The organism is Herbaspirillum huttiense, from assembly GCF_047300815.1.
Taxonomy (GTDB): Bacteria; Pseudomonadota; Gammaproteobacteria; order Burkholderiales; family Burkholderiaceae_D; genus Herbaspirillum; species Herbaspirillum huttiense_A.
In genome coordinates this window covers 3,103,194-3,124,014 of record NZ_CP178608.1, presented here as the reverse complement: position 1 = coordinate 3,124,014, position 20,821 = coordinate 3,103,194, and the positions used below count along the sequence as shown (strand labels likewise).

Annotated in this window: 20 protein-coding genes; 15 read left to right on the top strand and 5 right to left on the bottom strand. The window is 64.4% G+C overall.

The features are described from left to right. Positions 1 to 25: 25 nt before the first annotated feature. The 7 genes from cobO to ACLRDN_RS14360 are packed head-to-tail and all read left to right on the top strand — an operon-like array spanning position 26 to position 6,656. Complete coding sequence (cobO, locus tag ACLRDN_RS14390) at positions 26 to 628, top strand: cob(I)yrinic acid a,c-diamide adenosyltransferase (protein ID WP_413456823.1); 603 nt, start codon at positions 26 to 28, stop codon at positions 626 to 628. Next, complete coding sequence (locus ACLRDN_RS14385) at positions 628 to 1,962, top strand: cobyrinate a,c-diamide synthase (RefSeq protein ID WP_413456822.1); 1,335 nt, start codon at positions 628 to 630, stop codon at positions 1,960 to 1,962. Before cobO ends, ACLRDN_RS14385 begins: the two co-directional genes overlap by 1 nt. Further along, positions 1,959 to 2,630 (top strand): 5,6-dimethylbenzimidazole synthase, encoded by a 672-nt coding sequence (bluB, locus tag ACLRDN_RS14380; RefSeq protein WP_413456821.1) that lies wholly within the window; start codon positions 1,959 to 1,961, stop codon positions 2,628 to 2,630. Before ACLRDN_RS14385 ends, bluB begins: the two co-directional genes overlap by 4 nt. After that, complete coding sequence (cobU, locus tag ACLRDN_RS14375; protein WP_413456820.1) at positions 2,627 to 3,238, top strand: bifunctional adenosylcobinamide kinase/adenosylcobinamide-phosphate guanylyltransferase; 612 nt, start codon at positions 2,627 to 2,629, stop codon at positions 3,236 to 3,238. The genes bluB and cobU overlap by 4 nt, the downstream gene beginning before the upstream one ends. After that, positions 3,232 to 4,191, top strand: a complete 960-nt coding sequence (gene cbiB, locus ACLRDN_RS14370; protein ID WP_413456819.1) for an adenosylcobinamide-phosphate synthase CbiB — start codon at positions 3,232 to 3,234, stop codon at positions 4,189 to 4,191. The genes cobU and cbiB overlap by 7 nt, the downstream gene beginning before the upstream one ends. Continuing rightward, positions 4,184 to 5,194, top strand: a complete 1,011-nt coding sequence (cobD, locus tag ACLRDN_RS14365; RefSeq protein ID WP_413456818.1) for a threonine-phosphate decarboxylase CobD — start codon at positions 4,184 to 4,186, stop codon at positions 5,192 to 5,194. The genes cbiB and cobD overlap by 8 nt, the downstream gene beginning before the upstream one ends. Beyond that, on the top strand, positions 5,187 to 6,656 hold the full coding sequence (locus tag ACLRDN_RS14360; RefSeq protein ID WP_413456817.1) for a cobyric acid synthase: 1,470 nt from the start codon (positions 5,187 to 5,189) through the stop codon (positions 6,654 to 6,656). The genes cobD and ACLRDN_RS14360 overlap by 8 nt, the downstream gene beginning before the upstream one ends. A 70-nt stretch (positions 6,657 to 6,726) precedes the next feature. On the opposite strand, the gene ACLRDN_RS14355 is transcribed toward ACLRDN_RS14360, so the two are convergent. The 3 genes from ACLRDN_RS14355 to ACLRDN_RS14345 form a co-directional block, all read right to left on the bottom strand. Continuing rightward, on the bottom strand, positions 6,727 to 6,924 hold the full coding sequence (locus ACLRDN_RS14355) for a hypothetical protein (RefSeq protein ID WP_008329502.1): 198 nt from the start codon (positions 6,922 to 6,924) through the stop codon (positions 6,727 to 6,729). A 93-nt stretch (positions 6,925 to 7,017) separates the two neighbouring features. Beyond that, entirely contained in the window at positions 7,018 to 8,001 is a 984-nt protein-coding gene (locus ACLRDN_RS14350; RefSeq protein ID WP_413456816.1) for a response regulator, read from the bottom strand. Then, entirely contained in the window at positions 7,979 to 11,431 is a 3,453-nt protein-coding gene (locus ACLRDN_RS14345) for an ATP-binding protein (RefSeq protein ID WP_413456815.1), read from the bottom strand. The genes ACLRDN_RS14350 and ACLRDN_RS14345 overlap by 23 nt, the downstream gene beginning before the upstream one ends. Positions 11,432 to 11,941: 510 nt before the next feature. Here ACLRDN_RS14345 and urtA point away from each other — a divergent pair. The 8 genes from urtA (at position 11,942) to ACLRDN_RS14305 (ending at position 19,642) form a co-directional block, all read left to right on the top strand. Then, positions 11,942 to 13,198, top strand: a complete 1,257-nt coding sequence (gene urtA / locus ACLRDN_RS14340; protein ID WP_039788032.1) for an urea ABC transporter substrate-binding protein — start codon at positions 11,942 to 11,944, stop codon at positions 13,196 to 13,198. A 118-nt stretch (positions 13,199 to 13,316) separates the two neighbouring features. Next, positions 13,317 to 14,234 carry an urea ABC transporter permease subunit UrtB gene (gene urtB, locus ACLRDN_RS14335; RefSeq protein ID WP_039787923.1) on the top strand — a complete coding sequence of 306 codons (918 nt, stop codon included), beginning with the start codon at positions 13,317 to 13,319 and terminating at the stop codon, positions 14,232 to 14,234. A gap of 49 nt (positions 14,235 to 14,283) precedes the next feature. Further along, entirely contained in the window at positions 14,284 to 15,492 is a 1,209-nt protein-coding gene (gene urtC, locus ACLRDN_RS14330; RefSeq protein WP_413460402.1) for an urea ABC transporter permease subunit UrtC, read from the top strand. Beyond that, positions 15,489 to 16,256 carry an urea ABC transporter ATP-binding protein UrtD gene (gene urtD, locus ACLRDN_RS14325; protein WP_209581642.1) on the top strand — a complete coding sequence of 256 codons (768 nt, stop codon included), beginning with the start codon at positions 15,489 to 15,491 and terminating at the stop codon, positions 16,254 to 16,256. Before urtC ends, urtD begins: the two co-directional genes overlap by 4 nt. Before the next feature lie 25 nt (positions 16,257 to 16,281). Next, entirely contained in the window at positions 16,282 to 16,971 is a 690-nt protein-coding gene (gene urtE, locus ACLRDN_RS14320) for an urea ABC transporter ATP-binding subunit UrtE (protein ID WP_288064624.1), read from the top strand. Between the two features lie 29 nt (positions 16,972 to 17,000). Continuing rightward, positions 17,001 to 18,032, top strand: a complete 1,032-nt coding sequence (locus ACLRDN_RS14315) for an aliphatic amidase (RefSeq protein WP_204726532.1) — start codon at positions 17,001 to 17,003, stop codon at positions 18,030 to 18,032. 48 nt (positions 18,033 to 18,080) lie between these two features. Further along, positions 18,081 to 19,259 carry a formamidase gene (gene fmdA, locus ACLRDN_RS14310; protein ID WP_013234603.1) on the top strand — a complete coding sequence of 393 codons (1,179 nt, stop codon included), beginning with the start codon at positions 18,081 to 18,083 and terminating at the stop codon, positions 19,257 to 19,259. An 86-nt stretch (positions 19,260 to 19,345) separates the two neighbouring features. Next, positions 19,346 to 19,642, top strand: a complete 297-nt coding sequence (locus ACLRDN_RS14305; RefSeq protein ID WP_034333572.1) for a zinc ribbon domain-containing protein — start codon at positions 19,346 to 19,348, stop codon at positions 19,640 to 19,642. Between the two features lie 23 nt (positions 19,643 to 19,665). Here the strand turns inward: ACLRDN_RS14305 and ACLRDN_RS14300 are convergent, their stop codons facing one another. Together ACLRDN_RS14300 and ACLRDN_RS14295 are read right to left on the bottom strand one after the other, a co-directional pair. Continuing rightward, complete coding sequence (locus tag ACLRDN_RS14300) at positions 19,666 to 19,902, bottom strand: hypothetical protein (protein WP_413456814.1); 237 nt, start codon at positions 19,900 to 19,902, stop codon at positions 19,666 to 19,668. Positions 19,903 to 19,912: 10 nt separating this feature from the next. Continuing rightward, positions 19,913 to 20,785, bottom strand: coding sequence for an HDOD domain-containing protein (locus ACLRDN_RS14295; RefSeq protein ID WP_413456813.1), 873 nt, complete (start codon positions 20,783 to 20,785; stop codon positions 19,913 to 19,915). Positions 20,786 to 20,821: the final 36 nt, after the last annotated feature.

The window sequence follows — 20,821 nt, the reverse complement described above, 5'->3', positions numbered from 1 at the left end:
TGCAGCATCAGGAAAATACCTCACCATGAAAACCGATCCCGAATCGCACAAGCGCATGACCCAGCGTCACAAGGAGGGCTTCGAGAAAAAGAAGGCCGCTGCCCAGAAGGAAAAGGGCCTCCTGATCGTTAACACCGGCACCGGCAAGGGCAAGTCCAGCGCCGCCTTCGGCATGGGCATGCGCATCCTCGGCCATGGCATGAAGCTGGGCGTGGTGCAGTTCATCAAGGGCGCGCTCTACAGCGCTGAGCGTGACTTTCTCGGCGGGCACGCCAACTGCGACTTCCACGTCGTCGGCGAAGGCTACACCTGGGATACCCAGGACCGCGCGGCCGACATGCGTACCGCCGCACGCGGCTGGGCCGAGGCGGTGCGCATGATTGAGGATCCGAGTTACGACATGGTGATCCTGGACGAACTCAACATCGTCCTGAAATACCAGTACCTCGATCTGGAGGAGGTGCTGCGCGTCTTCGCGGCACGCCGCGAGATGCTGCATATCGTCGTCACCGGCCGCCATGCGCCGGAGGCCTTGATCGAACAGGCCGACCTGGTCAGCGAGATGCGGCCCCTGAAACATCCCTACAAGGAACAGGGCGTGAAGGCGCAGAAGGGCGTGGAGTTCTGATGTCATCCCAGGCTCACCAGTGTCCGGCCCTGTTCATCTCGGCCCCGGCTTCCGGCCACGGCAAGACCACCATCACTGCGGCCCTGGCGCGCCTGTGCCGGCGCCAGGGCAAGCGGGTGCGCGTATTCAAGGCCGGCCCCGATTTCCTTGACCCGATGGTGCTGGAGCAGGCCAGCGGCCAGCCGGTGGTCAACCTCGACCTGTGGCTGGGCGGCGAGGATCACTGCCGCCGCCAAGTGGCGCTGGCGGCCGCCGAATCGGATGTGCTGCTGGTCGAAGGCGTGATGGGCCTCTTCGATGGGGAACCCAGCAGCGCCGATCTGGCGCAGTTGCTGGGCATTCCCATCGTGGCCGTCATCAATGCGCGCGGCATGGGGCAGACCATCGGCGCGCTGGCGCAAGGCCTGCTGGCCTATCGCCCCGAACTGCAGTTTGCCGGGGTGCTGGCCAATGGCGTGGCCAGTCCGCGCCACGCGCAGATGCTGCGCCAGGGCTTGCAGAATGCGCGGCCCTCGGTGCCGCTGTTGACCGGCCTGCAGCGCGACATGCAATTCGCCTTGCCGGAGCGCCATCTCGGCCTGGTGGCCGCGCCCGAGATTGCCGACCTGGATGCACGCCTGGATGCTGTGGCCGACAGAATGTCAGCCACTTCACTGGCCAATCTGCCTGCCGCAGTGGACTTCGGCACACCCCCGCCGGAACGCGCGTTCCCGCGCCTGCTGCAGGGCAAGACCATCGCCGTGGCGCGCGACCTGGCGTTTTCCTTCATCTACACCGCCAACCTCGACCTGCTGGCGCAGATGGGGGCTACCGTGGCCTTCTTCTCGCCGCTGGCCGACGAAGCGCTACCGGAGTGCGATGCGGTCTGGCTGCCCGGTGGCTATCCCGAACTGCACATGCCGACCCTGCAGGCTGCGCAGCGCACCCAGTCCAGCCTGCGCGCCCATGCCGAGGCGGGCAAGCCGCTTTACGCCGAATGCGGCGGCATGCTGTTCCTGCTGGAGACGGTCATTGCCGGTGACGGCAGCAGCGGCCAGCTGTGCGGCATCCTGCCCGGCCAGGCCACGGTGCAGCCGCGCCTGCAGGGACTGGGTTACCAGACCTTGCAGCTGAACCTGCCCGGCGCAGTCGGCGAGCATCTGCGCTGCCACACCTTCCACTATTCGCGGGCGGTGGTCGGGGCGGAGTTCATTGCGCGCGGCGAGCGTCTCTTCGATTCTTCCGAAGGGGAGGTCGTCTATCGCCGTGGCAAGGTCACTGCCAGCTATCTGCACGCCTATTTCCGTTCGGCGCCGCGCACGGTGGCGGCGCTGCTGGGAGGGGAGGCCTCATGAGCGAGGGCGCCTCTCATCGCTATCCGCAGGCGCAGATCGATGCCGTCTACCGCGTCATCCGCGAGCGGCGTGACATGCGCCATTTCCTGCCCGACCCGGTCGCACCCGAGCTCCTGGAACGGTTGCTGCAGGCGGCCCATCACGGCCCCAGCGTCGGCTTCATGCAGCCGTGGCGTTTCATCCGCATTCGCAGCCAGGCGCTGCGCCAGCAGATCCATGCGCTGGTGGAGCAGGAACGCATCGCCACTGCGCGCGCCCTGGCGCAGCGCGAAGACGAATTCATGCGCCTGAAGGTGGAAGGCATCCGCGAGTGTGGCGAAGTGCTGGTCGCAGCCCTGATGGACCAGCGCGAGGGCCACGTCTTCGGCCGCCGCACGCTGCCGCAGATGGACCTGGCTTCGCTGTCCTGCGCGCTGCAGAACATGTGGCTGGCCGCCCGTGCCGAGGGGCTCGGGATGGGCTGGGTGTCGCTCTTCGATCCGGTGGCACTGGCGCAATTGCTGCATCTGCCGGAAGGCGCCGAACCGGTGGCGGTGCTGTGCCTGGGCCATGTGCCCGCTTTCTATGACAAGCCCATGCTGGAGCAGGAGCAATGGGCCACCCGCCAACGTCTGCAAGACCTGGTCTTTGAAGACCGCTGGCCCGCGCAAGGAGCATCACAAACATGACTTCGCCAATCCCGACCCGACATCGCAGCCTCATCTTCGGCGGCGCCCGCAGCGGCAAGAGTGCGCACGCGGAACGCCTGGCCTTGGCGGCGGCGCAGTCCGGTCCCCAGGAGATCGTCTATCTGGCCACCGCCAATCGTGCGGCCAGCCGCGACGATGCCGAGATGCAGGAACGCATCGCCCATCACCAACAGCGCCGCCGCGCGCTGGGCGGCCACTGGAGCACCGTGGAAGAACCGCTGGCACTGGGACAGGCGCTGCGCAGCCTGAGTCGCCCCGGGTCCGTGGTGCTGGTGGACTGCCTCACCGTCTGGCTGGCCAACCTGCTCTTCGCCGAGGGCGTGGACTATCCGGAGGTCGGACCGATCACGCCGCCGCTGGCCTTCACACAGCAACGCGTGGACTTCCTGCGCGCCTTGCAGGAAGTGCAGGGCACCGTGATCCTGGTCTCCAATGAAGTGGGCATGGGCATCGTGCCGCAGGGGGCGATTTCGCGCTGGTTCGTCGATGAGGCAGGGCGCCTGAACCAGGCAGTGGCGGCGCTGTGCGAACGCGTGCAATGGGTGGCGGCCGGCCTGCCGCTGACCTTCAAGGACAATCCATGCTGAGCGGGCTGTCATGGCCCGCGCTGGCCGCACTGATGGCGCTGGGCATCGCACTGGACCTGCTGCTGGGCGAGGCGCGGCGCTGGCATCCGCTGGTCGGCTTCGGCAACCTGGCCAAGCGCATCGAGGGCGCACTCAATCAGGCGCCCGCGCTGCGTCTGCGCGGCGTGCTGGCCTGGTGCCTGGCGGTGTTGCCGCCGGTGCTGGCGTGCGCCTGGCTCATTGCCGTATTGCCGGGATGGCTGGCCGCGTTGGCGCACGCGGCGCTGCTGTATTTCTGCATCGGCCTGCGCAGCCTGCGCGAACATACGCTGCCGATTGCCCAGGCGCTGGCGCAAGGCGATCTGCCGCTGGCACGGCGGCTGACCTCGTATATCGTCAGCCGGGATACGCGTGAGTCCGGGGAGGGCGAGCTGGCCAAGGCGGGCGTGGAATCGCTGCTGGAGAATGGCAACGATGCCGTCTTCGGCACCTTGTTCTGGTTTCTGGTGGCGGGCGGTCCGGGGGCGTTGCTGTTCCGGCTGGCCAATACGCTGGACGCGATGTGGGGCTATCGCAATGCGCGTTTCCTTTATTTCGGCTGGTCTGCCGCCCGCATCGATGATGCCCTCAACTGGCTGCCCGCCCGCCTGACCGCGTTCTCCTATGCGTGGCTGGGCCAGCGCCGCCAGGCGCTGGATTGCTGGAAGGCGCAGGCACCCGCATGGAGCAGCCCTAACGCCGGCCCCGTGATGGCGGCCGGTGCCGGCGCACTGGGCCTGGCCCTGGGCGGGGCTGCCATCTACGACGGTGAAGTCGAAGAGCGCCCGCCGCTGGGACGCGGCCTGCCGCCGCAAGGGCCGGACATCGTGCGTGCCTGGCGTCTGGTGGCGATGAGCACGGCGCTGTGGGTGGCCGTGGTCTGCGCACTGGCGTTGCTGAGTCTGGCGATCGGAACGGGAGTGCAGCATGCTTGAACACGGCGGCAATCTCAACGACGCGGCCCGCTATTACGGCCGTGCGCGCAGCGACTGGCTGGACCTCTCCACCGGCATCAATCCGCGTCCTTACCTGGCCCCGGCCCCTGCGCCCGATGCGTGGCATCGCCTGCCCGAGCCCTCGCACGCGCTGGAGCAGGCCGCCTGCGCGTATTACGGCGCGCCCCGCCTGCTGGCCGTAGCGGGGACGCAGGCGGCGATCCAGGCCTTGCCGCAACTGCGCCTGCAACAGCAAGGCCGCCCGGTACAGGTGGTAGTCGCGGCCCCTATCTACGCTGAACACGCCCACTGCTGGCGGCGTGCCGGGCATATCGTGCGGGAAGTGCCGTATGACGATCTGGATGAGGCGGTGCGTGACTCGGATTGCGAGTTGCTGGTGCTGTGCAATCCCAACAACCCGACCGGTGCGATGGTGGCGCCGGAGGATGTATTACGCTGGTCGGCGCTGCTGGCCGCACGCGGTGGCTGGCTGGTGGTGGATGAGGCCTTTGGCGATACCGTGCAGGGCCACAGCGTGGCCGCCCACAGCGATCAGCCGGGCCTGATCGTGCTGCGGTCGGTCGGCAAGTTCTTTGGCCTGGCCGGTTTGCGGCTGGGTTTCGTGGGTGCTGCGCCCGCCGTGCTGGAGGCGCTGGCCGACTGGCTCGGTCCCTGGTCCATCAGCGGCCCCGCCCAGCAGATCGGCAGCGCCGCGCTGTGTGATCGACCGTGGCAGGCGGCCACGCTGCAGACCTTGCTGGCCGAAGGCGAACGCCTGCATGCGCTGCTGGCACAGCACGGCATTCGCGCCAGGGGCACGGCGCTGTTCCAGTGGTGGCCCGAGCCCAGGGCGCAGGCGTTTCATGAAGCGATGGCGCGTGCAGGCATCTGGGTGCGCCTCTTCACGCGCGGTGCCGGTGGCATCCGTCTCGGCCTGCCACCGGATGAAGCGGGCTGGTCGCGTCTGCAAGACGCCTTGAACACATGGAGCCAACGTGGCTGATTTTCCCTTCCACACCCTGATGATCCAGGGCACCACGTCGGATGCCGGCAAGAGCACCCTGGCCGCTGCGCTGTGCCGCCTGCTGAAAAAGGATGGCATCGGCGTCGCCCCCTTCAAGCCGCAGAACATGGCCTTGAACAGCGCCGTCACCAGCGACGGCGGCGAGATCGGACGGGCGCAGGCCCTGCAGGCCCAGGCCGCCGGCATCGCGCCTCACACCGATATGAACCCGGTACTGCTGAAACCCTCCAGCGATACCGGCGCCCAGGTCATCGTGCATGGCAAGGTGCGCGCCGACATGAACGCCCGCGACTACCACCGCTACAAGACCGAGGCCATGCAGGCTGTGCTGCAATCCTACGAGCGTCTGCGCACGCAATATGCCTGCGTCATCGTGGAAGGGGCGGGCAGTCCGGCCGAGATCAACCTGCGCGCGCGCGACATCGCCAACATGGGCTTTGCGGAGGCGGTCGATTGCCCGGTCATCATCGTGGCCGACATCGACCGGGGCGGCGTCTTCGCCCATCTGACCGGCACCCTCGATTGTCTTTCGGAGAGTGAGCGCGCGCGCGTGATTGGCTTCGTCATCAATCGTTTTCGCGGTGACATCAGTCTCTTGCAGGGCGGTCTTGATTGGCTCGAAGACCGCACCGGCAAGCCCGTGCTGGCGGTGCTGCCTTATCTGCACGGACTGCACCTGGATGCCGAGGATGCGGTGGCGGCCACGCAGGAGAGCAAGGGCGATTTCCGCATCGTGGTGCCGGTCTTCCCGCGCATCAGCAATCACACCGACTTCGACGCGCTGCGCGCCCATCCCGGCGTGGACCTGCGTTTCATCGGACCGGGGCAACCGGTGCCGCCCGCCGATCTCATCATCCTGCCCGGCAGCAAGAACACGCGCGGTGACCTGCGCTGGCTGCGGGAACATGGCTGGGACACGGCCATAGCGCGGCACCTGCGCTATGGCGGCAAGCTCATCGGCATCTGTGGCGGCTTCCAGATGCTGGGCAAGAGCGTGGACGATCCGTATGGCGTGGAAGGTGCGCCCGGCAGCAGTGCCGGCCTCGGCCTGCTGCCCATGCGTACCGAACTGAGGCGTGAGAAGACACTGCTTCAGGTCAGCGGCCAGTGTGCCTTCGGTGTGACGGCTGCAACGGTCAGCGGCTACGAAATCCACATGGGCGTATCTTCCGGCCCGGCGCTGGCGCATCCTGCGTTCGTGATCGAGGGGCGCGGCGAGGGCGCGCAATCGGAGGACGGGCAGATCCTGGGCAGCTACCTGCACGGCATGTTCGATACGCCGCAAGCCTTTGGCGCGCTGCTGGGCTGGGCCGGACTGGCGGGAACGGCGCCGGTGGACCTGGATGCGCTGCGCGAGGCCAGCCTGGAGCGGCTGGCCGAATCCTGCCGGCCCTTGTATGAGGCCTTGCAGCGGGTGCCGACGAGGTTTGCGCGCAAGTAATATTTCGTCAGGCCAAAGAAAATCCCGGCCTTGCGGGCCGGGATGCGGTTGGGGGAGTGGCGGAGGAGAATCAGGCCAGGGCTTCCTTGGCGGCTTCTTCCGGGGTGAGACCATCGTAGTAGAGGTCAGTGAACCATTCGACCTGTTCCTCGATGTGCTCTTGTGCCTGGTCCAGCGTGGCACCGCCCTTGACCAGGAACTGCTCGACTTCGGTACACCATTGGATCAGGGCTTCGGTTTCCGGGTCCAGTTTCTCTTTCTTGGGCATGTTGACTCCTTTGCTTCGGTAATGATGGGCGTGAGTGCCCTGTGCAAGGATAGGCCAAACCGGCCCTGCGTGCGCGCTTTTATTGGATCAGGTTCATTGCAGCAACTGGCTGCCGCTGGTGGCCGCCGCCAGGCTGCTGGCCAGCACCGCCGCCGCCGAGCGAGTCTCCACCCCCAGCTTCACGAAGATATGTTCCAGGTGCTTGTTGACCGTACGCGGGCTCATGCCGAGGATCTCGGCGATGTCGCGGTTGGTCTTGCCCTTGCCGAGCCACAGCAGGACGTCACTTTCGCGCGGCGTCAGGCGCGCGCTTTCGAGCGTGGGCGGCAGGGCCATGAGCTCATCGCCACGCTGTGCCGCGCCGGAGATTTTCTCCTCCAGCACCAGGCTCACGCCATGCCCCTGGCCCGGGCCGGAGAGCGTGATGTGCAGCTCATCCTGCTGCTGGCGCACGATCAATGGTGGCACATGATCCAGGCTCTCGCCCTGGCGCTGCCGTACCAGCTGCTCGTTGAGCCAGACCTGCAAGGGCCCCGGCAGCTTGTGACTGGCCGGGGCCGCCGGGCCATAGTATTTTTCCAGCCATTGTGAGGCCTTGGTGGTCTGCCACATCGGCAGGCCATTGCCCCCCAGCACGATGACCGCATGGGCCGCATGCTCCAGCATCCCGCGCGTCTGCGTCATCATGCGCGCAGTGCGGATATGCGCACCGATGCGCGCCACCACCTCCTGCGGACGGATCGGCTTGGTCACGTAGTCGATCCCGCCGACCTCGAAACCGCGCACCACATGTTCGGTCTCCGACAAGCCCGTCATGAACACCACCGGCACATGCGCCACCCGCTTGACCTGCTTGATGCGGCGACAGGTCTCGAAGCCGTCGATGCCGGGCATCATCGCATCGAGCAGGATCAGGTCGGGCGTGATGTGGTCCAGCCGCTCCAGTGCCGCCAGGCCGTCGGTGGCGACCAGCACGATGTGGCCGCTCTCATCGAGCGCGTCGGACAACATGGCCAGGTTGTCGGGCATGTCATCGACGATCAGCACCACGTGTCTATCGAACGTCGTTGAGATCATGTCGGATCAGCTCCTTGATGCGGGTGACGTATTCATTCAATCGGAATTGCTTGACCAGCTGCCGCAGCTCGGTGGTGAAGGGCAGGTAGGCCGGCTGCTGGCGCTCCATGGCGTCGAGCTGGCGCAGGATTTCCTTGGCGTAGCCGATGCTGCCCAGTTCGAGCAGGGCGGCCAGCTTGTCATGGGGCGGCACCAGCATCAGCGGTTGCGCCGTCGCTTGCGCGCTCGCGGGCGCAAGCGGTGGCTGTACCGCCGGTTTCGCCGGTGCTACCCAGTCCAGTTTCAGGTGCTGCCGGATCTTGGCCAGCAATTCGTTGTACGAGACCGGCTTGACCACGAAGTCATTGACCAGCGGCGGCTCGTTGCGCTCATGCAGGTTCTCGAAGGCATTGGCCGAGACCAGCAGGATCGGCAATTGCGCGAGCCCGCGTGCACGGATGGCGCGCGCCACCGTCCAGCCATCCATCTGCGGCATGGCGATGTCCAGCAGGATCAGGTCCGGCACTTCGCGCCCCAATCGCTCCATGCAGGCCAGGCCGCTGTCGGCTTCGCTCACCACGAATCCCAGGGGCATGAGCATGTCCCTGAGCAGCCGTCGCTGCGAGGCCTGGTCGTCCACCACCAGGATGTGGCGGGAAGGGCCGGCGTAGCCCGACATCTGGTCTTCCAGCTTCAGGCGCGGGCGCGGGACGTGCACTTCAGGCAGGTAGATCTTGAGATGGAAACTGCTGCCCTGGCCGACCCGGCTCTGCACGCTCAGTTCGCCACCCATGATGTGCACCAGCATGCGGCTGATGGCCAGGCCCAGGCCGGTGCCGATGTCTTCGCGCAGATTGGCTGCGCTGCTGCGCTCGAAGGGCAGGAAGATGCGTTCCAGGTCCTCGTCGGCGATGCCGATGCCGCTGTCGATCACATCGAAATACGCGATCTCTCGGGCGTAGCGCAACTTGAGCGTGACGCCGCCGTGATCGGTGAACTTCACCGCATTGCCCAGCAGGTTGATGAGGATCTGGCGCAGCCGTTTCTGGTCCGCGTGCACGATCTGCGGCAGGCGTCCGGATTTCTCGAAGCGGAAGTGCAGCCCCTTCTGTTCGGCCTGCGGCGCGAACATGCCCACGATCTGTTCCAGGAAAGCTTCCAGCGCCAGCTCATCCGAGGCCAGGCGCATCTTGCCGGCTTCGATCTTGGCGATATCGAGCAGGCCATCGATCAGACTCAACAGGTGTTCGCCACTGCGGCGGATGATGGCGATGGCTTCTTTGCGGGCCGGCGGGATGGTGGCGTCCACGTGCAGGATCTGGGCATAGCCGAGGATGCTGTTCAAGGGCGTGCGCAATTCGTGGCTCATGCCGGCCACGAAGCGGCTCTTGGCCAGGTTGGCTGATTCGGCGGCTTCCTTGGCACGCTGCAGTTCGGCATCGGTCTGCTTGTGGGCCTCGATTTCCTGCAGCAGCAGATTGGTCTGGCGTTCCGATTCTTCCTGGGCGACGGCGCGGCTCTCGTTGGTCAGCACCAGCCACCAGGCGCCGACGCCAACCACCACCAGCAGCAGGCAGAACAGCTTGATGAAGACGCCCCGCAATGAATCCGGTGCGGACAAGCTCAGCCCGGAAAGATCGGCCATTTGCTGGAAATACAGCATCCACAGCACGATGGCCAGTCCGCCGGCCAACAGCCCGAAGACACTCAGGTAATGGCCGATGCGCGTATTGAGCTTGAGTGCGAAGCGCGCCGGGATCAGTTGATGCAGCGTATGCAGGATCTGGTTGGGCAGGCGTGCGTGGGGCGTCTTGCAGCGGTCCTTGCAGCGGGCATCGAGTGAACAGCACAGCGAACAGATGGCCCCCTGGTAGGCGGGACAATGGGCCATGTCCGGCGTTTCGAATGCATTGCCACAGATTACGCAATCCAGTACCGAGTGCGCCTGTCCGGGCGTGACGGGCCGATAGTTCTGCTCGGACAGCGTATCGCGCCGAGCGATGTAGTAACGGCTGCCGGTGGCCAGCGCGATCAGGGGCGCCGTCACCATCGCCGACCCCAATGCGATGAAGGGGGCCATCGCGGCGATGGTCTTGCCCATCACGCCCGACATGGCCAGCGTGGAGAGCAGGGTGGCAATGACCATCGAACCGACGCCGACGGGGTTCACGTCATACAGGTGAGCGCGCTTGAATTCGATATGCGCGGGGCTCAGCCGCAACGGCTTGTTGATGACCAGGTCGGCGACCACGGCCCCGATCCAGGAGATGGCCACCAGGCTGTAGAGGGCCAGCACGTGTTCCAGCGCATTGAACACCCCCAGCTCCATGAGCAGCACCGCGATCAGCACATTGAAGACCAGCCACACCACGCGCCCCGGGTGGCTGTGCGTGAGACGTGCGAAGAAATTGGACCAGGCCAGCGAGCCGGCATAGGCATTGGTGACATTGATCTTGATCTGCGACACCACCACGAACAGCACCACCGCTCCCAGCGCAAAGGCCGGATTGCCGAACACGTACTGATAGCCGATCAGGTACATCTGGGTCGGTTCCACGGCACGTGCCATCGGCACTTCATGCTGGATGGCGAGGAATGCCAGCAGCGTGCCGCCCAGCATCTTGGCCCCGCCCAGCAGGATCCATCCGGGCCCGGCCAGCAGCAGGGCGCTCCACCAGCGGCCGCGATTGGCGGCGGTCTTTTGCGGCAGGAAGCGCAGGAAGTCCACCTGTTCCCCCACTTGCGCAATGAGCGAGAAGGCCACCGTGGCGGCCGCGCCGAAGAGCGTGAGGTTGAAGGAGCTGCCTTCTTCGGCGCGGCCGGCGAAGCTCATCAGGTTGGAGAGCGCCTCCGGTTCCTTGTACAGCACGCAGGCATAGGGCAGCACCAGCAGCACCAGCCACAGCGGCTGGGTCCACATCTGCAGCCGGTTGATGAGGGTGATGCCGTAGGCCACCATGGGAATGATGATGAGCGAACAGAGCACATAGCCATACACCAGCGGCAGGCCGAAATAAATCTCGATGGCCTGCGCCATGATGGCCGCTTCCAGCGCGAAGAAGATGAAGGTGAAGCTGGCGTAGATCAGCGAGGTGATGGTCGAGCCGATGTAGCCGAAGCCGGCGCCGCGCGTGAGCAGGTCCATGTCCACCCCGTAGCGCGCCGCGTAATAGCTGATGGGCAGGCCAGTGGCGAAAAACAGCACCATCACGCAGATGATGGCCCAGAAGGCATTGGTGAAGCCATAGCTCAGGGTGATGGCACCGCTGATGGCTTCCAGCGCCAGGAAGGAGGTGGCCCCCAGCGCCGTGTTGGCCAGCCGGAATTCGGACCAGCGGCGAAAGGACAGCGGCGTGTAGCGCAGCGCGTAGTCTTCCAGCGTCTCGTTGGCGACCCAGGTGTTGTAGTCGCGCCGGACCTTGACGATGCGTTGTGTGGCGGGATGGGTCACGTTGGCTCTTGGTCGGGTCGGAGGATGCGGTCGGTCATGTCCGTCAGCGCCTCGTCAGTGTGCTGCAGTGCAGACGGGCGGCCTGGCTCGTGTTTATGTCCAAGCAATTTTCAAACCATTCGAAGCAGGAGGGCATACGTCAAATGACGTAGATGCCTGTCTGCATGACATGAGAATTCGCCAAGAAAAGGCAGGCGGTATGGCCGTCGTCGCCGCATCCTGACGCCCCGCATGAAAAGTGCGCACCAACAGCAGGCAAGCCGTGGGCGAAAGCTGTGCAGGCCGCAAGGGCGCACCAGCAGGGGGCTTACGTCAAACAACGTATTGTTGCGCTGCACCTGCGAACCTATTCTGCGCCTCAGAACGAAGCGCCGGACCCGTGTGTCGGAAGGGGCTTTCCGAGTTGCGCCGCTGCCGGGGCAGTGACTTGTCCGGTCTTCGTTTCACCGCTTGCATGACGCCACGATGGCCCAGACCGAGTCCAACAACAACGCCCGAAAGGAGTACCGCATGTCGCATTCCTCGTCTTCCAATCCTCCCTCGCTCCCGCGCCGCAAGATCCTCATGGGCCTGGCCGCCGGGGCGGCAGCAGCGGCCCTGCCGGGCATGGCCTCGGCCCAGCAGTATCCGACCGCCAAGGTCAACACCACCAAGCTGGCCATCACCGATACCGAAGTCACGGTCGGCCAGCTGCACTCGGCCACCGGCACCATGGCCATCAGCGAGACCGGTTCGATCCAGGCCGAGCGCCTGGCCATCGACCAGATCAATGCCATGGGCGGCATTCTCGGCCGCAAGATCAAGATCATCCAGGAAGACGGTGCCAGCGACTGGCCAACCTTCGCCGAAAAGGCCAAGAAGCTGCTCGAAAATGACCGCGTGGCTGCCGTCTTCGGCTGCTGGACCTCGGCCTCCCGCAAGGCGGTGTTGCCGGTGTTCGAGAAGGACAACGGCCTCTTGTATTACCCGACCTTCTATGAAGGCCTGGAGCAATCCAAGAACGTGTTCTATACCGGGCAGGAGGCGACGCAACAGGTGCTGGCAGGCCTGAACTGGGTGGCCAAGGAAAAGAAGGCCAAGACCTTCTTCCTGGTCGGCTCGGATTACATCTGGCCGCGTACTTCCAACAAGATCGCCCGCAAGCACATCGAGAACGTGCTCAAGGGTTCGGTGGTGGGCGAGGAATACTACCCGCTGGGCAACACGCAATTCGGTTCGCTCATCAACAAGATCAAGTTGAAAAAGCCCGACGTGATCTTCGCCGACGTGGTCGGTGGCTCCAACGTCGCCTTCTACAAGCAGTTGAAGGCCGCGGGCGTCACCGCCAAGACCCAGAACCTGCTGACCATCTCGGTGACCGAGGATGAAATGCTGGGCATCGGCGGCGAGAACGTGGAAGGCTTCTTTGCCTCGATGAAGTATTTCCAGAGTCTCGACAACGCCAACAACAAGAAATTCGTGGCCGAATTCAAGGCCAAGTTCGGTGCCAATTCGGTCATCGGCGACGTCACACAAGCAGCCTATCTCGGCCCCTGGCTGTGGAAGGCCGCCGTGGAAAAGGCCGGCAGCTTTGATGTCGACAAGGTGGTGGCCGCCTCGCCCGGCATCGAACTCAAGACCGCGCCCGAAGGCTACGTCAAGGTCCACGAAAACCATCACCTCTGGAGCAAGACCCGCATCGGCGAGGCGCAGAAGGATGGCCAGTTCAAGGTGGTCTACGAGTCCGAGCTGATCGAACCGAATCCCTTCCCCAAGGGCTACCAGTAAGGCGGCCTGGCCGGTACCGCACCGGCCCTTCGTGCAGCAAAGCGGTGGCGCCTGTAGTGACATGCGGGCGCTGCCGCCCATTTCTCCAATCTGCAACTCTGCCCCGTCGGGAGTCATCATGGTTTCTCTATCCGAATTCGGCGCCATCTTCGCCATGCAGGGCTTCAATGGCCTCTCGGTTTTCTGCGTGCTGCTGCTGATGGCGCTGGGCCTAGCCATCATCTTCGGGCAGATGGGCGTGATCAACATGGCCCACGGTGAATTCCTCACCATCGGCGCCTACATCACCTACCTGCTGTCGCACCTGACCACCACCTATGCGCCGGCCTTGCAGCCGTTCTATTTCTTCGTGGCCATCGTGCTGTCCTTCGCCGTGGCCTATGGCGTGGGTTATCTCACCGAGCTGCTGCTCATCAGCCGCCTCTACAAGCGTCCGCTCGATACCTTGCTGGCGACCTGGGGCCTGTCGCTGGCGATGCAGCAGACCTTCCGTTCCATCTTCGGCGCCAAGGAAGTCAGCGCCACCTTGCCGGACTGGCTCATGGGGTCCTTCAAGCCGACCGATGCCATCGATATCCCCTTGAACGGTCTCTTCATGATGGGCCTGACGGTCTTGCTCACCGGGGCCATCTTCGTGTTGCTGTTCCGCTCCCGCTGGGGCTTGCAGGTGCGGGCCACGATGCAGAACCGCGTCATGAGCGGGGCCGTGGGCATCAATACCCGCAAGGTCGACCGCACCACCTTTGCACTCGGCTGCGGCGTGGCCGGCGTGGCGGGGGCGGCTTTCACCACCATCGGTTCCACCGGCCCGACCAGCGGATCGCTCTACATCGTCGATACCTTCCTGGTGGTGGTCTTCGGTGGCGCGCAAAGCCTGATCGGCACCATCGCCTCGGCCTTCTCGATTGCCCAGACGCAGTCCACGGCGGAATTCTTCCTGACCGGTTCCATGGCCAAGGTGCTGACCTTGTCGGCGGTGATCCTGATCCTGATGCTGCGTCCCCAAGGACTGTTCTCGGCGAAGGTACGCAAATGAACGTGAAAGATGGCCACTCCCGATCCAACTACATGAGCGAGGTCCGATGATGAATGCAGCCTATGAAAAACTGCTGGGCGGGCGCTCCGGTGCGCTTGGCCTGCTGGTGATGGCGGTACTGCTGCTGGTGGTGTTCCCGCTGACGATGGACATGTTCCGTCTCAACCTGGTGGGCAAATACCTGTCCTATGCCTTCGTGGCCGTGGGCCTGGTGCTGTGCTGGGGCTACGGCGGCATCCTCAGCCTGGGGCAGGGCGTGTTCTTCGGCCTGGGCGGCTATTGCATGGCCATGTTCCTCAAGCTCGAAGCCTCGGACCCCATCAGCACCAAGATCCAGTCCACGCCGGGCATCCCCGACTTCATGGACTGGAACCAGATCACCGCCTTGCCGGCCATGTGGGAGCCCTTTCACAGCTTTGCCTTCACCCTCTTTGCGGTACTGGCGGTGCCGACCGTACTGGCCATGCTGATCGGGCTGGCGATGTTCAAGCGGCGCGTGGGGGATGTGTATTTCTCCATCGTCACCCAGGCCATTGCCGCCATCCTGTCCATCCTCATCATCGGCCAGCAGGGGCTGACCGGCGGCGTCAACGGCATCACCGACCTCAAGAGCCTGATGGGCTGGGATATCCGCACCGACCATGCCAAGCTGGTGCTGTATTTCGTCAATGCGGGACTGCTGTTCGGCTGCATCCTGTTCGGCCGCTACGTGCTCGGTTCCAAGCTGGGCCGCCTGCTGGTGGCCATGCGCGACAAGGAAGAACGGGTGCGTTTCTCCGGCTATGACGTGGCCAGCTTCAAGGTCTTCGTCTTCTGTGCGGCGGCCATGTTCTCGGCCATCGGCGGGGCCATGTTCACGCTGCAGGTGGGCTTCATGTCGCCGTCCTTCGTCGGTATCGTGCCCTCCATCGAAATGGTGATCTTTGCTGCAGTGGGTGGCCGCATGTCGCTGCTGGGCGCGGTGTACGGAACGCTGCTGGTGAATTTTGGCAAAACCTACTTCTCCGAAACCTTCCCCGAATTGTGGCTGTTCCTGATGGGCGGTCTCTTCATTGCGGTAGTGATGTATTTCCCTAATGGCCTGGCCGGGCTCTGGCAGACCCAGGGCAAGCGCCTGATGGACAAGCTGCGCGGCCAATCCAAGCTGCCTACGGCACCCGTTGCTGCAGAAGCCGCCAAGCCGGTTTCCCGAGTATCCACCCCTGAACCCAAGCGCGATGGCATCGAGCCGGGCGCGACCCTGGAGGCCAGCAAATGAGCGAGAACGCCATCGGTTTCGAATCGGACGCCCATCCGGTCCTGGCCATCGAAGACCTGACCGTCTCTTTCGATGGGTTCAAGGCAGTCGACAAGCTCAATCTCTACGTGCAGCGCAATGAGGTGCGCGTGGTGATCGGCCCCAACGGTGCGGGCAAGACCACGGTGCTGGACCTGATCTGCGGCAAGACCCGCGCCACCTCCGGCAGCATCAAGTTCAACAACCACGAACTGACCAGGATGAGCGAACACGCCATCGTGCGGGTGGGTGTGGGGCGCAAGTTCCAGACCCCGTCCATCTATGAAAACCTCTCCGTATTCGAGAACCTGGAGATGTCCTTCCCGCGTGGCCGCAAGGTGTTCGGTGCACTGACCTTCAAGCGTTCGCCGGACGTGGTAGCGCGCGTGGAGGCGGTGGCCGCCGAGATCTTCCTGGACGAACAACTGCATACGCAAGCCGACCTGCTCTCGCACGGCCAGAAGCAGTGGCTGGAGATCGGCATGCTGCTGATGCAGGAGCCGGAGCTCTTGATGCTGGATGAACCGGTGGCCGGCATGAGCGTGTCCGAGCGCGAAAAGACGGCCGAGCTGCTGGGCCGTATCAGCCAGGGCCGCTCGGTGGTGGTGATCGAGCACGACATGGATTTCGTCAAGAGCATCGCCCACAAGGTCACCGTGCTGCACCAGGGAAAAATCCTGGCTGAAGGCAGCATGGAGAAGGTGCAGTCCGATCCCAAGGTAATCGACGTCTATCTCGGTCACTGAACTTTCCTCACCCTCGGAGCCTGCCATGTTCAAAGTCTCGCAACTCGCCTCCGGCTACGGCCAGAGCAAGGTCATCCACGATGTCGATCTGTCGGTGGCCAAGGAAGAAATCGTCGCCGTCATGGGCCGCAACGGCATGGGCAAGACCACGCTGTTCAAGACCCTGATGGGCATCCTGCCGCTGCGCGGCGGCAGCATCAGCATCGATGGCGTGGAACTCGGTGCCCTGGAAAGCCACCAGCGCGTCGAGCGCGGCGTGGCCTACGTGCCGCAGGGACGCATGATCTTTTCGCACATGACGGTGCTGGAAAACATCCAGACCGGCCTGCCCGCATCGGCCAAGGGCAAGGTGCCCGATGAACTGTATTCGCTGTTCCCGGTGCTCTATGACATGCGCACCCGCAAGGGCGGCAACCTCTCCGGGGGACAGCAGCAGCAACTGGCCATTGCCCGCGCACTGGCCACCAATCCGCGTGTGCTGCTGCTGGATGAACCGACCGAAGGGATACAGCCTTCCATCATCAAGGACATCGCCAAGAGCCTCAAGGAAATCCGCAAGATCCGTGCGCTGACCATCGTGGTGTCGGAGCAGGTGCTGAGCTTCACGCTGGAGATTGCGGACCGTTTCCTGGTCATCGACAAGGGCCGCTTCGTCTACGAGGACACGCGCGAGAACGTCGATGCGCCCACCATCAGCAAGTATCTGTCGGTCTGAGTCGACCGTCTTTTCAGAGGAGCAAGCCCATGCGACACGGAGACATTTCAGCCAGCCGCGACGCCGTCGGCGTGGCCGTGGTGAACTACAAGATGCCGCGCCTGCATACGCGCGGCGAGGTACTGGAGAATGCCAGGAAGATCGCCGCCATGCTGGTCGGCATGAAGCAGGGACTGCCGGGGCTGGACCTGGTGGTGTTCCCCGAGTATTCCACCCACGGCATCATGTATGACCGTGAAGAAATGTTCGAGACTGCCGCCACCATCCCCGGCGACGAGACTGCCATCTTTTCCGAAGCCTGCCGCATCGCCGGCGTGTGGGGCGTCTTTTCGCTCACCGGCGAGCGCCATGAGGAGCACCCGCGCAAGGTGCCCTACAACACGCTCATCCTCATCAACGACCAGGGCGAGATCGTGCAGAAGTATCGCAAGATCATGCCGTGGACGCCCATCGAGGGCTGGTATCCGGGCGATACCACCTACGTCTGCGACGGCCCCAAGGGCCTCAAGATCAGCCTCATCATCTGTGATGACGGCAACTATCCCGAGATCTGGCGCGACTGCGCCATGAAGGGCGCGGAACTGGTGGTGCGCTGCCAGGGCTACATGTATCCGGCCAAGGAACAGCAGATCATGGTTTCCAAGGCCATGGCCTGGATGAACAACCTGTATGTGGCCGTGGCCAATGCGGCCGGGTTCGATGGCGTCTATTCCTACTTCGGCCATTCGGCCATCGTCGGTTTCGATGGCCGCACGCTGGGCGAGTGCGGCACCGAGGAGATGGGCATCCAGTATGCCGAACTGTCGGTTTCGGCCATCCGCGATGCGCGCCGCAACTGGCAGTCGCAGAACCACCTCTACAAGCTGCTGCATCGCGGCTACACCGGCAAGATCAATTCGGGCGAATCGCCGGCCGGCGTGGCCGAGTGTCCCTTCGACTTTTATCGCACCTGGGTCAACGACCCGGCGGCTGCACGCGCCCAGGTCGAGGCATTGACGCGCAACAGTGCCGGTACGCCCGAATGCCCGATGCCGGGGATCCCCACCGAGCCGGCCGCCTGAGGCCGAAGGCGCAAGGCCTCATCACACACCCACCACCAAGGAGATCGCATGCAACACTTCAAGATCAAGCCCGGCGTCCCGCTGGCAGAGCAGGCTGAACTGGGTCACAACCGCTGGCACCCGGACCTGCCGTTCCTGGCCTCGGTCAAGCCGGGCGAATCCATCCTGATCGAGTCGCTGGACTTCCTCGATGCGCAGATCCAGGACACCGACGATGTCTCCGACGTCAAGAACGTCGACCTCACCCGCGCCCATCCGCTGACCGGTCCCTTCCACGTCGAGGGCGCCGAGCCGGGTGACCTGCTGGTGATCGACCTGCTGGACATCAAGCCGGTCACGCCGGTCGGTTTCTCGGGCGTGTTTGCCAAGGAGAATGGCGGCGGTTTCCTGGCCGACTATTTCCCCGAAGCCGACAAGGCCATCTGGGACCTGAAAGGCTTGTATGCCACCTCGCGCCATATTCCGGGCGTGCGCATCGCAGGCCTGACCCACCCTGGTCTGATGGGTTGCCTGCCTTCGCATGACCTGTTGGCCGAATGGAACCGCCGCGAAGCGCCGCTGGCCGCCAAGGGCTTGGCCCAGCCGCCCAACCCCAGCACCGCCGTGCTGCGCGGCCTGACTGGCGCCAAGTTCGACGAGATGGCCAAGGTCGCCGCCCGCACCGTGCCGCCGCGCGAGCATGGCGGCAACACCGACATCAAGGACCTGTCGGCGGGCACCCGCATCTTCTTCCCGGTGTACGTCAAGGGCGCAGGCTTCTCGATGGGAGATTTGCACTTCTCGCAGGGTGATGGCGAGATCGGCTTCTGCGGCGCCATCGAGATGGATGGCGTGAGCCACGTCGGCTTCGACCTCATCAAGGGCGGCATGGCCAAGTACAACATCACCTCGCCCATCTTCATGCCCAGCATCGTCAAGCCGCATTACGAGCAGTGGCTGACCTTCGAGGGCATCAGCGTGGAAAACGGCGTGAACTACTACCTCGATGCCACCGTCGCCTATCGCCAGGCCTGCCTGAAGGCCATCGACTACCTGACCCACTTCGGCTACACCGGCAGCCAGGCCTACATGCTGTTGACGGCTGCGCCCGTGGAAGGGCGCATCGGCGGCATCGTCGACATTCCCAACTGCGCCTGCACGGTGGCCTTGCCGACCTCCATCTTCGATCAGGACATCACGCCCAAGGGCATGCTCAACGACAAATCCTATTGGGGCCGCAAGGGCTAGCGAAGAACGCAGTGACGTGTGTGTTCCCGGCCGGGCGCAGGCCTGGCCGGGTTTTTTCGTGATAACGGATTGGTGAAGGAGTCCCCATGCCCTTGTATGACATTCGTTGCAGCCATTGCGAAGGCATCTTCGAACGCCTCATTCCCCTTCAGGGATTGCACGGCCAGACTTGCTGTCCCTATTGCAAAGAGGAGACGGCCGCCTCGCCCATGCCCACGGGCGGTCACGTGGGCTTGCAGGTCAAGCATCGCTGGCAGCCGCGCAACGGTGCCGAGCAGCTCGCCGGACAGGGTGCGACCGGGCCGGGGACGCACGCAGGCGCCGGCCGCAGCAGCGTGCTGCACAACTGCAAGGGCCACAGCTGCAGCATCTGCGCCACCTGAGAGATCAACTAGCGGTGGCAGGATCAGGCAAACAGGCGCGCCGCCAACACTAACAGGCCCACGCTGGCGAGGAAGCCGAACAAGGCGACCAGATCGACATCCTGCGCCTGTACGCGCCAGTGGCCTGCGCGCAGCGGCCGCCAGCGCGGATAGCGACCCAGTGTGATGAGCTTGAGCAGGCCGCAGCCGATCAGATAGAACACGATATTGAAGGCCAGGTGGCGCAGCAGGCCCAGCAGCAGGCTGATGAATGTGTCCAAGCGGGGCTCCTTACTCCAGCATGGCATCCAGCCCGGCAGAAAGTTCGCCCAACGAAGGCATGGCGCGCTCGGCCTTGTCCGGATCGTGCTTGACCAGCACCGGCATCCAGGCCGGGTCCACTCCCAGCTTCTTGCCAACGGCTGTCGGGTAGGTGGCCAGTGCGGCATCATCCTCCAGTGACAGCACGGTCACGCGTGCGGCCCACGCCCCCAGATGCACCCAGGCGGCCGCGCGTTCGAGGCGGCCTGCGCCCAGCGGATCGGGCACCGAGCGCAGCGCATTGACCAGCGTATCCGGAAAGTGCCAGATCGTCGCCAGTTCGGCTGATACGTCGGCGTAGTGGAAGCCCCAGGCCGCCTTTTCCTGTTCGGCACGGCCGGCGTCGAGCACGTTGCACTGCTTGTCCAGCGGGGCGACGGCGGACGCGGCCACGGCATGCAATTGCAGCTGGCCGATGCCATGCATCATGCCCACCGTGAAGACGGCGTCGCCATTGTCTTCGCCGTTGATGCCTGCATGCATGGCCAGCCAGCGCGCTGCCACGGCGCTGTAGAGGGTGTGCCGCCAGAACTGCTGCAGGTCCATGCCGCGGCTGTTCTTGAAGGCCGCCACCATGCCATTGCCCAGCACCAGGTTGCGCACCATGATGAAGCCCAGCATGCGCAGCGCATCGTCGACGGTCCCGATGGTGCGCGAGGCATGGAAGAACGCCGAGTTGGCCAGCCGCAGCACCTTGGCGGTGAGCGCCGGGTCGGCGGCGATCTGCTGGGCGATCTCGTGGGCGGAGACTTCCTCGCTGTTGAAGCTGGCCATCAGTTGCTGGACCACCTTGGGAATGGTCGGCAGCTTGCCGGGTTGGTCTACCAGGCTTTTGAGCTCCATGAAAGTTCCTCCGTGCAATGGTTTTAGTGGTTTTTA